At 40.3% G+C, this 14165-nt stretch carries 10 protein-coding genes; 2 read left to right on the plus strand and 8 right to left on the minus strand.

What is annotated here, in order from left to right; genetic code table 11:
• The first annotated feature begins 8 nt into the window (after window positions 1-8).
• The gene (locus M0R21_00205; GenBank protein MCK9616238.1) at window positions 9-929 is read left to right on the plus strand and encodes a YfiM family protein; all 921 of its coding nucleotides are present in this window, start codon (window positions 9-11) and stop codon (window positions 927-929) included.
• 248 nt (window positions 930-1177) lie between these two features.
• Here M0R21_00205 and M0R21_00210 read toward each other — a convergent pair whose 3' ends face one another.
• Window positions 1178-1318, minus strand: coding sequence for a hypothetical protein (locus M0R21_00210; GenBank protein ID MCK9616239.1), 141 nt, complete (start codon window positions 1316-1318; stop codon window positions 1178-1180).
• Window positions 1319-1522: 204 nt separating this feature from the next.
• Between M0R21_00210 and M0R21_00215 the strand changes: the two genes are divergently transcribed.
• The gene (locus tag M0R21_00215; GenBank protein ID MCK9616240.1) at window positions 1523-2245 is read left to right on the plus strand and encodes a hypothetical protein; all 723 of its coding nucleotides are present in this window, start codon (window positions 1523-1525) and stop codon (window positions 2243-2245) included.
• A gap of 307 nt (window positions 2246-2552) precedes the next feature.
• On the opposite strand, the gene M0R21_00220 is transcribed toward M0R21_00215, so the two are convergent.
• The 7 genes from M0R21_00220 to M0R21_00250 all read right to left on the minus strand — a co-directional run bounded on the left by M0R21_00220 (window position 2553) and on the right by M0R21_00250 (window position 14163).
• Complete coding sequence (locus tag M0R21_00220; protein MCK9616241.1) at window positions 2553-4013, minus strand: M28 family peptidase; 1461 nt, start codon at window positions 4011-4013, stop codon at window positions 2553-2555.
• 85 nt (window positions 4014-4098) lie between these two features.
• On the minus strand, window positions 4099-5274 hold the full coding sequence (locus tag M0R21_00225) for an MFS transporter (protein ID MCK9616242.1): 1176 nt from the start codon (window positions 5272-5274) through the stop codon (window positions 4099-4101).
• 20 nt (window positions 5275-5294) lie between these two features.
• Window positions 5295-6497 carry an OprO/OprP family phosphate-selective porin gene (locus M0R21_00230; GenBank protein ID MCK9616243.1) on the minus strand — a complete coding sequence of 401 codons (1203 nt, stop codon included), beginning with the start codon at window positions 6495-6497 and terminating at the stop codon, window positions 5295-5297.
• A gap of 86 nt (window positions 6498-6583) precedes the next feature.
• Window positions 6584-8623: a dipeptidyl peptidase 3 gene (locus tag M0R21_00235; protein ID MCK9616244.1), complete on the minus strand. Its 2040-nt coding sequence runs from the start codon at window positions 8621-8623 to the stop codon at window positions 6584-6586.
• A gap of 91 nt (window positions 8624-8714) precedes the next feature.
• The gene (locus M0R21_00240; protein MCK9616245.1) at window positions 8715-10016 is read right to left on the minus strand and encodes a TolC family protein; all 1302 of its coding nucleotides are present in this window, start codon (window positions 10014-10016) and stop codon (window positions 8715-8717) included.
• The gene (locus M0R21_00245) at window positions 10013-13105 is read right to left on the minus strand and encodes an efflux RND transporter permease subunit (protein MCK9616246.1); all 3093 of its coding nucleotides are present in this window, start codon (window positions 13103-13105) and stop codon (window positions 10013-10015) included. Before M0R21_00245 ends, M0R21_00240 begins: the two co-directional genes overlap by 4 nt.
• A complete protein-coding gene (locus M0R21_00250; protein ID MCK9616247.1) occupies window positions 13102-14163 on the minus strand; it encodes an efflux RND transporter periplasmic adaptor subunit in 1062 nt (353 codons plus the stop codon). The genes M0R21_00245 and M0R21_00250 overlap by 4 nt, the downstream gene beginning before the upstream one ends.
• Window positions 14164-14165: the final 2 nt, after the last annotated feature.

Genomic DNA, 14165 nt, shown 5'->3' on the forward strand with positions numbered 1-14165 from the left:
TTCGGGAGATGAAACATTGTATTGCCTTTGTTTTTTGTATTATGCTTATGCAGCCCTCATTTGCACAAAGTAACAAAAGCCTGAAATTAAACGATACAGTTTCCCTGAACAAGAACCGTTTGCGCGGAGTATTGATTACAGAAGGTGTTTTGTATGTTACGAGTATGACTGCCTTATATTCTATGTGGTATTCCGATTATCCGCAAACTCATTTCCATTGGATAAATGATAATGGCGAATGGATGCAACTGGATAAAGTCGGGCATGGTTTGTCGTGTTATAACCTGAGTAAGTTCGGGTACGAAACCATGCGTTGGGCTGGGGTTAATGAAAATAAAGCACTCTGGTACGGAGGAATTACCGGCTTCACTTATCAAACCGTTATTGAAATCCTTGATGGCTTTTCTGTCGGGTGGGGCGCTTCGCCCGGCGATTTGATTGCCAATACAACCGGTTCATTACTATTTGTCGGGCAGCAATTAGCCTGGCACGAGCAACGGTTTGCTTTAAAATATTCTTTCTATCCTACTTCATTTGCAGATTATCGTCCGGATTTACTCGGGGAGAATTTTTTGGAAGAAACCCAGAAAGATTATAACGGAATGACCCTTTGGCTGTCAGCAAACATCGCCTCTTTTCTTCCCCATGACAAACAATTTCCTGCATGGCTTAATATTGCCGCAGGGTATGGCGCTACCGGCATGACCGGAGCCGAAAACAATGTTGCGGAATACAATGGAAAACCCGTTCCGCATTTCAATCGGATAAGACAATTCTATCTTTCACCGGATATTGATTTTTCAAAGATTAAAACAAAATCCAAAACACTTAAAGTTGCATTTTATGTGCTGAATGTGCTGAAATTTCCGGCTCCGGCTATTGAACTTAACAGCAAAGGAAAGGTGTTTTTCCATCCTGTTTTTTATTAATGATACCTGTTGGTACCTTCTGATTTTGCCACGACCACTATTCTTGGTTGACCATGCGTATGCATGGCAAAAGACGATTAATTTTTTCAGAAGCAAACAATATAGGGTAAAAAACCCGTAAGAAAATAAGCTGAGATAGTTTTATATTTTCATACCGGATAAAATTACTTTTATCAATAAAAAGCCTGAGTTTTCAGATTGCTATATAAATTTTTGGTATGTATTTTTACTTTTTCGAAGAAATCTTTTTATATAATAATCTCCGGCTTCACTAAGATAATTTCCATCATTTCGGAAATGATTTCCGTTATTTCGGAGGTAGTTTCCGGCTTTTCGGAAATAGCTTCCGCCACTTCGGAGATAATTTCCGCCATAAAAATATTAAACATAAAAGATGGATAAATTCAAAAATATGATTTTTGCTTATTCAAAAATAATCTTTTTGCCCATTTGTATAAACCAGGACTTTTGTAAAAAATGCCTGAAACTATATTTCTTGTTTACTTTTTTAAATTAATTCTTGTTTATTCAAAATAAATTTTTTATACCTTTGTTTTAGAATTATTTTAGTAACCTTTAAACACAAAAAAACTATGGAAAAGCCAGATGAAATTACACCTGATTTTAACATTCCGGCAGATGAAATGCTGCTCGAATCACAAACGATGATTGATTTTTTTATAGAAGATCAGAAATTGTTTACTGATAAAGTACCCGACCTTCAATCTCCTTTCGAAACAGATTGGCAAAATGCAATTAATGATGCAAGACAGGCAATAAAAGATGATGACTATCTTGACGTTCAGCAGGGAATGACCAATGAAATTGAAACACTAATGGCAGAAGCCTGTAACAGATTGCAGACACTCTATTTTTATGTTGACCGTGCATTTCCGGGAAATAAGGTCGTAAATGAGATATTCGGACACGACCGTTATGAAAAAGCCCGCAAATCACCGCTATCAATGTTCGATTTACTTATAAAAGCATACAATGCAGCAAACGACTCTAAATACAAGAGCAAGCTCATAGAAAAAGGATTGAAGCCAGATGGTATAGAAACGTTAAAAACTACTTCCGATACATTATATTCCAAATATCAGAAACGCGATAAATACATAAGCGACCGTGGAAGTATTACACAGAACCGTACAATTTTGCTTAATAAAGTATGGGCTTTCAATGCAAGCGTAAGCGATGCATCAAAACTTGTTTTCCAGGAAAACTATGCAAAGATGCAGCAATACCTGTTGTATGGCGGCAAAAAACAATCAGGCGAAGAAACCAAAAATACTATTCCGGAACAAAATCAATAAACATAAGCCACCTGCTATTTGTTTTGCCTCCATCCTGATCGTCGTTCATATATTTTTTGGACTTACAAAACGACGGAGAAGAGAGGCTTACATTTGTTTCAAACCCTGATAAGCAACCCCGACAGGGCTTCAAACTTAGTCAGGAATAACTTATACCAGACTTACAATACGTAAAAGCAGAATAATTGAAAAAACCTATTCAACTGAGTTCAGGATAAAACATGTTCCCCATCTGCCTGATAATAATCTGTCAGGGTTTTAATATCTGCAGAAATGATTTTTTATTTCTATGGATTCAGGTTAATAACTAAAAGCAATAACCCAAAGTAATGTTCAAGCCCTTGTTTTTCATTTTGCCGTCAATAGTATGTTTGTAAAGGTTAGTAAGACCAAGTGATTCAAACATGTTAAACTGGAAATGACTTATTTGAAGACCGAGTCCATAGTTAATTCCCCATTCTTCGTGGTTGTATGTTTTATTGAAGTTTATAGTTTTATTGTCTATGGCGCCCGAAAAGATATAGCTGTAATATCCACCCATTAAGAGGTATGCCATTCCGCTTTCAGTGTTGATTTTTGGAGAGATAAGTAAATTCATTGGTATTGTGAGCGACTGGGTGCGAAAAATTCCTTCTTCGTGCCTGCTTCCCTTCGTTTCGTAACATGCTCCGGGTTGGAGGACAAAATAGTTGCTTAACTGTAATTGTGCAAACAAGCCGGCACCTGCCGAAAACTCGGATTTTGCCTTATAAAACTCTTCTTCATATTCATGATGATTGTTGCCCACAAGCAAACACGTACCGAACTTAATATTGAACTTGTATATGCTATCATTTTTCACATCAATTTTACTGGCAGGTATAATCGCTTCTTTGTTTGATAAAACAACTGTTAAATTTTGCATCAGGTTGCATATTTTTGACATTCCGTCGTAATCGAGCAGGTTTGCATCATCTTCCGGTTGATGGTAATGCGACTTTGAACCCGTGAAAACATGTACCGAAGGAATACCAGCTTTATAGAATTTGTAAGAGTCGGTTCCCATGCTGATTGTATTGTTGGTTTTACGTAGTTTAATATTTTCCTTTTTTGCATTTTCCTTTACAACATACTCAGCATCGTTTATCGAGGCAATACCTATTAAATCAACTCCTTCTATCTGGTCGTAGGTACCTACCATGTCGAGGCTGAACATGCACCTAATATCACTTAAATTAGAGTATCGTTTCACAAATTCATCTGAACCAATCAAACCGCTTTCTTCACCGTCAAAAGTTACAAGAATAACGCTTCGTTTTAGCAAATCATGGTGTGCAATCAGCCATTTCCCGATTTCGATAATAGAAGCCACTCCCGAGGCATTGTCGTTTGCGCCGTTGTAAACTATTTTTTCGCCATTTTTCATTTTCCAGCCCATATGGTCGTAATGGGCTCCCAGTACGATGTACTCGTTTTTTAATACGGAGTCGTTGCCTTCCACAACACCTATGATGTTCCTTCCTTCGATGCGTATGTTTTGCTGTCGGTAACTGAAATCCTGGATATAATTGCTATTTAAAGGTTTAATTCCAGCATCTTTGAAAGCATTAATGATATAATCTACCGATTTATTAAGGCTTTTTGAGCCAAATCCTCTACCTTCGAGGGAATCGGATGCAAGTATGCCAACATGATGCTGCAATGCATCCGCAACTGGGTTTACCTGGGCAAACAGTTGCAAGGAAATGCTGAAAAGAAGGTTAATGAAAACAATTTTTTTTGAAGGCATAAAACAATTTTTTAATGATGAGTGGTCAGTAAGCAGATGCTTCTGCATCTCACATGGATATTTTTGTTAATAAATAAAACTGTAATCATGCAATTTTTATTTTTATTATGGCAAAATATACTACCGTAACGGCTACCCCTATTCCGGAAACGGTAAACATCACTTGTGGTCCGAAACTAAACCAGAGCCAGCCGGCAACACTGCTTGCAATAAGGGTACAGATGCTTGCAAAGCTATTGTAAAACCCAATAGCGGTAGCCACCTCTTTTTTATCGGCAATGTTGCTGATAAGTGCCTTTGATACTCCTTCGGTGGAAGCGGCATATACTGCATAAAAAAAGAACAATATGCCAAATACAGGCAACGAAGCGGCAAATCCAAAGCAAAAATATACCAAAGCAAAAATCGATAACCCTATCATCAGCGTCCGCTTCAGCCCTATTTTGTCGGCAAGCATTCCTATAGGGAACGAAAGCAGTGCATACACAAGATTATAAAAGATATAAACGCCTATCATTTGAGTGTCGCCTAGTCCATGATTTTTTATGGCAAGTAAAAGAAAAACATCCGAACTGTTGAAAAGAGTGAATGCAAGCAAACCTGCCACCAGGCGTTTATAATTTACGGATGCGGTTTTCCAGTAACCAAAATAGCTGAAAAAGCCGACCTTACCGACAGAAACATTGCCGGCAGTTTTCTTTTTCTCTTTGATAAAAAAAGTAAGTCCGATGGCAAACACACCCGGTAAAAAAGCAATGAGAAACAGCCAGCGGTATTGTCCGGGATAAAAATAAAGATAAACCAATGCCACTACCGGACCTATGGCAGCACCTACGGTATCGAGGGCACGATGAAAGCCAAACACCATTCCCTTATGCTCTGCAGTAGTTTCGTCGCTGAGGATGGCATCGCGTGCGCTGGTACGTATGCCTTTCCCCAGCCTTTCGGTAGTACGGGCAAAAAATATCCAGAGCGGGTGTATCAGGATTGCCATCATGGGCTTGGCGATAGCACTCAGAGCATAACCCCATTGCACAAAAGGCAGGCGTCTGCCCATTTTATCTGATAAATTACCAAAATATCCCTTGCTTAACCCGGCGGTAGCCTCGGCAACCCCTTCCAGTATCCCGATAAGCATCACCGAAAAACCGATGCTTCGCAGGTAAACCGGCATGATGGGGTAAAGCATTTCGCTGGCAATGTCGGTAAACAGGCTTACCAGTGAAACTATCCAGATGGCGCGGGTGAGTATTTTATTCATTCATCAGTTTTTAAAACAAGCTATATTCCAAATTCTAATTGTAATTGGAAGACAAAATTCTTTGTTTGGTTATATGACATTTCCCACCACGGTTCATTACTCGGAACATCTTTGCTTATCAGGGAAAAATTAGCCTGAATCTTTGTGGCGTGTCTTTTAAAATATTTAGCACATCCCAAAGTATATGCATCGGAATTTGGAAAAGACATTTTTACATTTTTTTCCTGGCGAACAAAAGCATAGCGGGTATTGATTTCCCACATGGAAAGGAAAGTGTAGCTTAACTGGTTTGCAAAACCATAGCCGATTAATAATGGATTTGTCCCAAACTCATCCCTATCTGAATAAGGGGCTATACGTTGCATATATTCCGAATAAAATGCAATACCCCAATATTTAAATAACAGATCAGCAAATACAGAAGATAGGTCTTTTTTACTATGTAAAGTAGTACCTGTTTGTCCTTTTGTACGTTTTGCCCATTTGTTAAAGCTATAACCGCCTGCAACCGATAGCTTGGGTGTTTTTTCATGTTCCAGATCGCCTTCCGAGAAGTCGCCATTATTGGTAAAATTTCCGAAAGGAAGAACTTCTACTCTTCCGGTATAGCAAAGACCTGCATCCGAAGTGTAAGTGTTGCGCCCTTCGCCGGTAGTAATTGCTCCTTTCAGGTTAACTTTTGCCTGTCCCAGCTTCCTCGAATAGTAGCCAAACAAACCATAGTCCCGGTCAAGGGAATAATATGCGTTTACGATGGAACGGTCAATAAACTGTTGTTGCCCTGATGAGATGATTTCCTGGCGGTTACTTGGCAATTTCGATTGTCCGAAACCAACATAAAAATCAGGAGTAAAGTTGTAGTAAACGATGGCATCACGAACAATGTTGGAAGAGCCATCCAAAGTGCCTTCCATATCATATTTTGAAAAACCTAACTGCAATACATAAGTCAACTTTTGATTGAGCAGGTAACCATCCAAACGCAAACGAAGGCGGGAAGTACGCGCATCAACGGTTTCTATACTCAAATCTTTCTCAGATTCCGTATTTAGTGCTACCCGGTTTTGGATACGGAAACGAAGGTTTAGACCAAAACAACTGTCGGGGGAGTGAAACCCCAGCCCCTTATCAAACGAAATTAGTGCCCGTTCGTCCAACAGGGTTTGTGAAAATAAAAAGTTAGAAATCAGCAAAAGGGAAAAAATAGTGTACAGTTTTCGCATAAAAAGAATGGTCCAGGTTTTTATGGCTGCAAAATAAAAAAAATCCCCGGGCAACGCCGGGGATTTTCATAATTTTTCACTTCCCATTAGTTATAGGTCGGTAAATAGGAATAATGTTTACCATATTCTATCATTTGAATGGAAAAATTATCAGGGTAAGATATTTTTACATCCATAATCTTGCCATCTTTAGTAACCGGAGTGAAAACCGGGTTGATAAATCCGCCGTAAGGAGCAATGTTCAGTTTTTTGAAACGTTCCAGTACTTCTGCATGCAGTTTCTGATCCACCTTTACGCCATAGTTTTCCGCCAGGGTTTTGCCCGCTTCGTAATCACCTTCTGATTTTATCCGCTGAATTTCGGCTAATAACTTCCCAAACAAGGTTTTTAATTTAGCATAATCATTGATTACAAAATAGGTTTCCCCATCTTTGGTTTTTCTTTCGATAACATTTTCTGCTTTGCCTTTTTCATACGCCCAACCTGCAATCAACTGGCGGTTACGCATATGAGATTCTTCAATATTTTTTCCCGGCTGAATGCGGGTAAGCTGAGTCATCAGTCCATTGCGGATATACGAATTGTATTCGGCTTTGGCTACATCCAAAGATGGAATTAACCCGAGTTCAACCAATTTATTATCCATCAGATAATACAAAGCAAACAGATCGGCACGTGCTTCTTCGAGCGTACTTTGATAGTTTTTTAGTGCTTCGCTGCTGGTACCGGGAAGTAGCTGCCCGGAACCATGTCCGAGGCATTCGTGCAAATCGGTATGCAGATTACTTGCCAGCGAACCATATTTGCGTGCAAGGGCAATTTCATCTTTGGAATAAGCGAATTCTTCGAGGAAGCCATTTCCAAGCGCAGCCTGGTCGTAAGCATAGGTAATGTTATCCATGGTAACTGATTTTGAGCCAAAATCCTTACGGATCCAGTCGGCATTCGGAAGGTTAATTCCGATAGGAGTAGAAGGAGAACAATCGCCTCCAAGCTGGGCAACAGTGATTACTTTTGCAGTAACACCTTTTACCTCTTTTTTCCTGAAGCGGGGATCAACAGGTGAATGATCTTCGAACCATTGTGCATTGGAACTGATAGTTTCGGTACGTTTGGTTGCTTCTACATCTTTAAAATCAACCACCGATTCCCAGGTAGCTTTCATACTAAGGGGGTCTTCGTAATTTTCAACGAAACCATTTACAACGTCCACGTTGCTTTGCAGGTCTTTTACCCAAAGAATATTATATTCGTCCCAGGTTTTCAAATTTCCGGTACGGTAATATTCTATCAGCTTTTGCAAAACGGCTTTCTGCTGATCGTTTTCGGCAACGGTAACGGCTTTTTCGAGCCAGTAAACTATTTTTTCGATAGCCTGGGTATATAAACCTCCTACTTTGTAGGTTTCTTCCATTATTTTACCATCCTTTTTCACCAGTTTGGAATTTAATCCGTAAGAAATGGGGGTAGTATCGTCGGCTTTTTTCATTTTGGCATAAAAAGCTTCTGCTTCTTTTTCGTTAACTCCATCGTAAAAGTTAACTGCCGAATTCAGTACAAGGTCTTTATCTGCATCTAAAGTTACTTTTTTAGGAGCAATATTCGGATCAAAAATTATCGGGGTAATCTCTTTAGTGAACTCGTCCAAAGTTTGTCCTTTACGCAGGGGAAATTTAGCTCCTTTGGAATTTTTTACCAAAGTAACAAAGTATTTCTGAGGGAAATCAGGAACAAACTTATCAGAAGAATAATGATGATGGATGCCATTGGAGAACCATACTCTTTTGGTATAAACCATAAATTTTTTGAAATCTTCTGTTTCGCGGGTACCGGTATAGTGCATAACAATCTGTTCCAGCGTACGACGGATAGCTAAATTGTATTTATAATTCTGATCGTAGAAAATATCCCGGCCACAAAGGGCAGCCTGGCTCAGGTAATAAATCATTTCTTTCTGGTTCAGACTAAGCTTTTCGAAGCCCGGAACCTGGTAGCGCATGATTTTTAAATCAGCAAATTGTTCTGCCAGAAATTTGAAATCGTCTTTCGGGGTTTCTTTTTGGGGTTGTGCACATGCACCTGCAAGAAATAAAATCGTCATTGCTGTAGTGATTATTCGTTTCATAAAAATAAAGTTAAATAGTAATGGATTATAAGTCATATTTTTTTTGTCTTTTCCGGATATTATCCTGGCATTAATGTGATAACATAAGTCTTTATTTCAGCTCGGCTACCAGTTGTTTCAATTTAGTTTCGGCAATTTTCAGTGAATATTCAAAATTAATACGGCGGGTTTGCGACTGTACAAAATACTCTTGTGCCTGATGCACTTCAAGCGAAGTGGTTTGCCCTTGCCGGAGACGTGCCAGGCAGATGTCGAGATTTTCGCGTGCAAGCTTTTCGTTGTCTTTTTCAATCTGAAGCATTGATTGCTGATGCTCAAAATCGCTCAGCGCATTCAGCAGTTGTGTATTCACCTGCAATTTTTGGTTTTCCAGAGCATCCTGCGCCGATTGTAACTGTGTTTTGGCAACGGAAATTTGTCGCATCCTGTTTCCCGACTCGAAAACCGGGAAAGAGATACTTCCCATAAGCTGAGGTCCCAGGTTATGATTTTTTATTACCGAGCCAGCCGAATAATCGTTTTGCGAAAAATAATATCCCGCATCCATGTTCAGCGAAGGAAGACGAAGCCGGTTGTATTCCTTCAGGCTAAGCCGGGATATATCCACCTGCTTCTGGTACCAGAGAACGCCGGTATTTGCAGAAAATATTTTAGCATTCAGTTCCTTCACATCCGGCTGATAATTCAGAGGGATGCTGTCGGATACTTCGAGGTTGGCATCGGCTTTTAATCCCAATAACTGGTACAGGCTGCGTTTGGCTGTTCCGATGGCTATTTGCTGAAGAATCGCATTTTCATGGTAAACATTCAGGTCAATTTTTGCCTGGAGCAATTCTGTTTTCGGAATAAGCCCGGCATTGAATGATGTAGCCGAGATGTTCACCCTCTCTTCATTGAATCGAATGGCTTCGTTGATGGAGACAAGCTGTTGTTTTTGCCGAATAACTTCGTAATACGAAGCCACAACGTCGTAAACTGTCTGCAAAACATTGTCGCGAAACAAAATTTCTCCCTGTGCTTCTATTTCTTCCAGTTTGTTTTTGGTTACAAACATTTTTCCTCCGTCAAACAATGTCCACGAAAGTGTAGCACCTGCATTGATAGCATTCGACGAAAAAGAATGGTTTTTAGCATCGCTTCCATCCTCGAATTTCTGATAATTATCATTTAAAGCATATTTATCAGAGCCTGTAAGCCCTATTTCGGGTAGCATACCGGCATTTCCTGCGGTATTATTCAGTTTATTGATTTCTGCTTCACTTCTTGCAATGCGGATGTCGTAATTATTTTTTAAAGCCATGTCAATTGCTTCGTCCACAGATATTATTTTTTGGGCAGAAAGTAGCTGGCTGAAAAATATAAATGTAAAGAAGAATATTGTCAGTTTTTTCATTTTTTTATCTCCTCATTATATGGTGTGGAAGGCTCAAATTTTGTCTCATCATGTTTTTTGCCAGACATCAGGGCATACATGTTCGGGATAACAAACAGGGTTAGCAATAGCGAAAACAGCAATCCAAACACTATCACTATTCCGAGAGACACACGGCTTTCGGCACCAGTTCCAAGGTTAAGGGCAATGGGTAATGCACCAAAAGTAGTGGCAAGGGTAGTCATTAAGATAGGGCGCAAACGGGCAGAAGCGGCTTCAAAGGCGGCTTCTGTTTTATTCAGCCCGGCTTTGCGTTTCTGGTTGGCAAATTCCACAATCAGAATACCGTTTTTGGTTACCATCCCAATGAGTAATAACATTCCGATTTCGGAGAAAATATTGAGTGTTTGCCCGAATATCCAAAGCGAAAGCATGGCACCCGAAACAGCAAAAGGCACTGTAAGCATGATGATAAACGGATCGCGGAAGCTTTCAAACTGCGCTGCCAAAATAAGATAGATGAGCAACAGTGCAAGAATAAGGGCAAAGGAAATGTTGGAATTGCTTTCGGCAAAATCACGCGAAGAGCCAGAAAGTGCCGTATTAAAGGAATTGTCGAGCAGCTTGGATGCAATTTTTTGCATTTCTTCTATTCCCTCACCGAGCGTTTTTTTGTCGGCAAGGTTTGCTGAGATGGTTGCCGATTTGTAACGGTTGTAATGATAAAGGGTTGGAGGGTTGCTGTTTTCTTCAATGTTCACCAGATTATCCAATTGAATCATAGCTCCTGTGTTGTTACGAACGTAGAGTGAACTGATGTCGGCTGGCTTGTTACGGTCTTCGCGGTCAACCTGGCCTATGACGTAGTACTGTTTGTTGTTTCGCAAAAAATATCCGGTACGATTTCCGCTTAAAGCCCAGTTCAAGGCATCAGATACGTCTTTTTCGTTTACTCCCAGGCTGGTGGCTTTCAGACGGTCAACGGTAATGTTCAATTCGGGTTTATTGAATTTCAAATCCACATCCACATTGCTAAAGACATGGCTTTTTTGAGCTTCTTCAAGAAATTTAGGCAACACCTGTTTAATTTTGTTGAAATCAAGGTTCTGAATTACAAACTGAACCGGCAATCCTCTTGACCCGGAAGTGCTAATGGTAGCTTCCTGGCTTGCAATGATGCGGGCTTCCGGCATTTTTTTGTATGCTTTTGATAATTTCTCGTAGATTTTTTGTTGTGATATTTTACGTTCTTCAGGTTGTGACAATACAGTCATTACAAATCCGGTATTTACCCCCGACGACATGCCTCCACCATACCTTGCCATCACATATTGGGCTTCGGATATGGAATCCATCTGCAGTTTTACTATTTCATCAATGATTTTTTGGGTTGTACTGAATTCAGTTCCTTCTGGTGCTGTAATTGATGTTCTTACAAAGCTGTGGTCTTCCAAAGGAGCAAGTTCTGATTTTAATATTCTGGAAAGACTAATGATTAAAATAACACATAACCCAATGATAGCAAAAGAAGTCCATTTATGTCCGATAAAGAAACGAAGCATCCGCCGGTATCCATTTTCGAGCCCGACAAAAAATGGTTCGGTAGCCTTGTAAAAACGTGAATGATGGCTGGCAGAACCCCCCAGTTTTACATTTAACACCGGGGTAAGAGTAAGCGATACAAACGCAGAAATGAGTACTGCACTGGCTACTACAATTCCAAATTCGCGGAACAATCTTCCGGTAAATCCCTGCAGAAAAATCACCGGAATAAATACGATGGCAAGGGTAAACGAAGTGGAAATAACGGCAAAAAATATTTCGCGTGAACCTTCAAATGCCGCCTGCCATTTATTCATACCCTTTTCTATACGTTTGTAAATATTTTCGGTAACCACAATTCCATCGTCAACTACCAGTCCTGTCGCCAGCACTATCCCAAGCAAGGTTAAAACATTGATGGAAAAGCCGAAAATATACATCACAAACAGTGTCCCGATCAATGAAATTGGAATATCAATCAATGGTCGTAAAGCGATGATCCAGCTTCTGAAGAACAAAAAGATGATGGTTACTACCAATGCAATAGCGATAATCAAAGTAAGAATAACATCTTCCACCGATTGACGTACGAAGATGGATTTATCACGCATTACGCTTAATTGTATTCCGGAAGGAAGGTTTTCCTGAACCTGGTTAAGCCGTTTATAAAATTCGTCGGCAATCTGGATATCATTAGCCCCTGGCATAGGGATAAGCACCAGGGTAAGTGCCTGGGCACCGTTGCAACTGCCATTCGACTCTTCATTTTGAGGTCCCAACACAGCTTCACCCACATCGCTGAAACGTATTATCTGATTGTCTTTTTGTTTTATTATAAGATTGTTAAAATCATCTTCCGTTACCAGCCTTCCATAAGTTTTAATGGTAAGTTCGGTAGCATCGCCACGGATTTTTCCGGCAGGAAGCTCTACATTTTCTTTGGTGAGGGCTGTGTTTACATCTTCGGGCGTAAGTCCGTATGCAGCCATTTTTTCCGGATTCAGCCACAAGCGCATTGCCGGTTTTTGTTGCCCGTAAATTCCTACCGAGCTTACACCGGGTATGGTCTGAAATTTTTGCTGAAGGATATTTTCAGCATAATCACTCAGATCGAGAGCATTCATCGAAGTGCTTTGTACGGTAAGCATGATGATAGGGTCGCCGTTGGCGTCCGATTTGGTAACTGTGGGTTGTGCATCAATGTCTTGTGGAAGTCTTCGCATGGCTTGCGATACTTTATCGCGTACATCATTGGCTGCCTTTTCCATGTCGGAACCCAGGTTGAATTCTACCGAAATAATACTGGTTCCGATGGCGGAAGTGGAAGTAATGGTTTTTACGCCTTCAATTCCATTGATAGATTTTTCGAGATTTTCGGTAATCTGCGATTCGATGATTTCGGCATTGGCACCGGTGTAATTAGTCTGAACGGTGATAATGGGCGGGTCAATAGCAGGGAAAAGCCGTATTCCTAAGAAAGAAAATCCAACCAGACCCATCAACACGATTGCGAGGCTCATCACCGTAGCCCCAATCGGACGTTTCAGTGCATAGTCTGATAATATCATAAGGAGCCGTTTTTAACGCTGGAAAATTTTAGGTTCATTCCGTCCTTAATGAAAAGAATACCGGTAGTAACTATCGTATCACCGCTTTGGATGCCATCGGTAATTTCAATAGACGATTCTCTGCGGACACCGGTTTTCACTTTTACGAAAGTTGCCTTCCCATTTTTAGATACAATGACACTTTTATCGCGTTCGGAAGGGATGATTGCCTGTGTTGGTATCATCAGTGCCTGATTATTTTTTCCAAGAATGAGTTCTACGGTGGCAAAAGCTCCGGGTGTAAGCTCATCAGATTTGCTGTTAACCAAAGCGCGTATTTTTAAATTTCGGGTATCCTGCTCAATTTCGCGTTCAGTAGCCATCACTGTGGCATCATAGTGTTTGTCTGCGCCTCTTACGGTAAACTGAATTTTTATTCCCGGTTTTAACTCACTGCTGTATTGTTCGGGAACACTAAAGTCGAGTTTTAGTTTTTCTACAGTTCGAATGGTTGCAAGAGAAGTTGAGGCGTTTACTATTGCCCCGACACTGATGCTCCGTAGCCCGATAACTCCGTCGAAAGGTGCACGGATTTCCGTTTTGCGGATTTGTGTCTGCAAAACTTCGATATCGGCTTTGGTGGATTGTATCTGGAGAACTGTTTGGTCGTAATCCTGTTGGCTGAGCCCGCTCACTTTCATCAGTTCGCTTTGCCGTTTGTTGGTTTGTTCAAATATGGCAAGTTGTGCTTTTAGCTTGTTAAGGTTAGCCTGAAGGTCACCATCGAAGAGTTTTACCAGTAAACTTCCTTCTTTTACGAATTTACCTTCCGGTAAATTAATTTTTACAACCCTACCTGAAATTTCGGGCATAAGCACCGTTTCTTCAAAAGGTTTCAGCGTTCCAGAAACGGTGATGGTTTTATCCAACTGGGTAGACTTTACCACATAAGCGGTTAAAAATGCCTGTGTTTTGCCTTTCTTGTCGTCTTTTTTGAGATTTGATGACCTGGATTGACAGGAAGATGCCAAGATGGCAAGTGGGAGGATGAAAATTAAAGATGCAGATTTTTTATTCATAT

The sequence above is a fragment of the Lentimicrobiaceae bacterium genome (genome assembly GCA_023227965.1).
Lineage (GTDB): Bacteria > Bacteroidota > Bacteroidia > Bacteroidales > JALOCA01 > JALOCA01.

Excerpts from the sequence above, each read along its gene's own strand:
- M0R21_00205 (MCK9616238.1), top strand. The coding sequence starts at position 9 with ATGAAACATTGTATTGCCTTTGTTTTTTGTATTATGCTTATGCAGCCC.
- M0R21_00210 (MCK9616239.1), bottom strand. The coding sequence starts at position 1,318 with ATGTTTAATATTTTTATGGCGGAAATTATCTCCGAAGTGGCGGAAGCT.
- M0R21_00215 (MCK9616240.1), top strand. The coding sequence starts at position 1,523 with ATGGAAAAGCCAGATGAAATTACACCTGATTTTAACATTCCGGCAGAT.
- M0R21_00220 (MCK9616241.1), bottom strand. The coding sequence starts at position 4,013 with ATGCCTTCAAAAAAAATTGTTTTCATTAACCTTCTTTTCAGCATTTCC.
- M0R21_00225 (MCK9616242.1), bottom strand. The coding sequence starts at position 5,274 with ATGAATAAAATACTCACCCGCGCCATCTGGATAGTTTCACTGGTAAGC.
- M0R21_00230 (MCK9616243.1), bottom strand. The coding sequence starts at position 6,497 with ATGCGAAAACTGTACACTATTTTTTCCCTTTTGCTGATTTCTAACTTT.
- M0R21_00235 (MCK9616244.1), bottom strand. The coding sequence starts at position 8,623 with ATGAAACGAATAATCACTACAGCAATGACGATTTTATTTCTTGCAGGT.
- M0R21_00240 (MCK9616245.1), bottom strand. The coding sequence starts at position 10,016 with ATGAAAAAACTGACAATATTCTTCTTTACATTTATATTTTTCAGCCAG.
- M0R21_00245 (MCK9616246.1), bottom strand. The coding sequence starts at position 13,105 with ATGATATTATCAGACTATGCACTGAAACGTCCGATTGGGGCTACGGTG.
- M0R21_00250 (MCK9616247.1), bottom strand. The coding sequence starts at position 14,163 with ATGAATAAAAAATCTGCATCTTTAATTTTCATCCTCCCACTTGCCATC.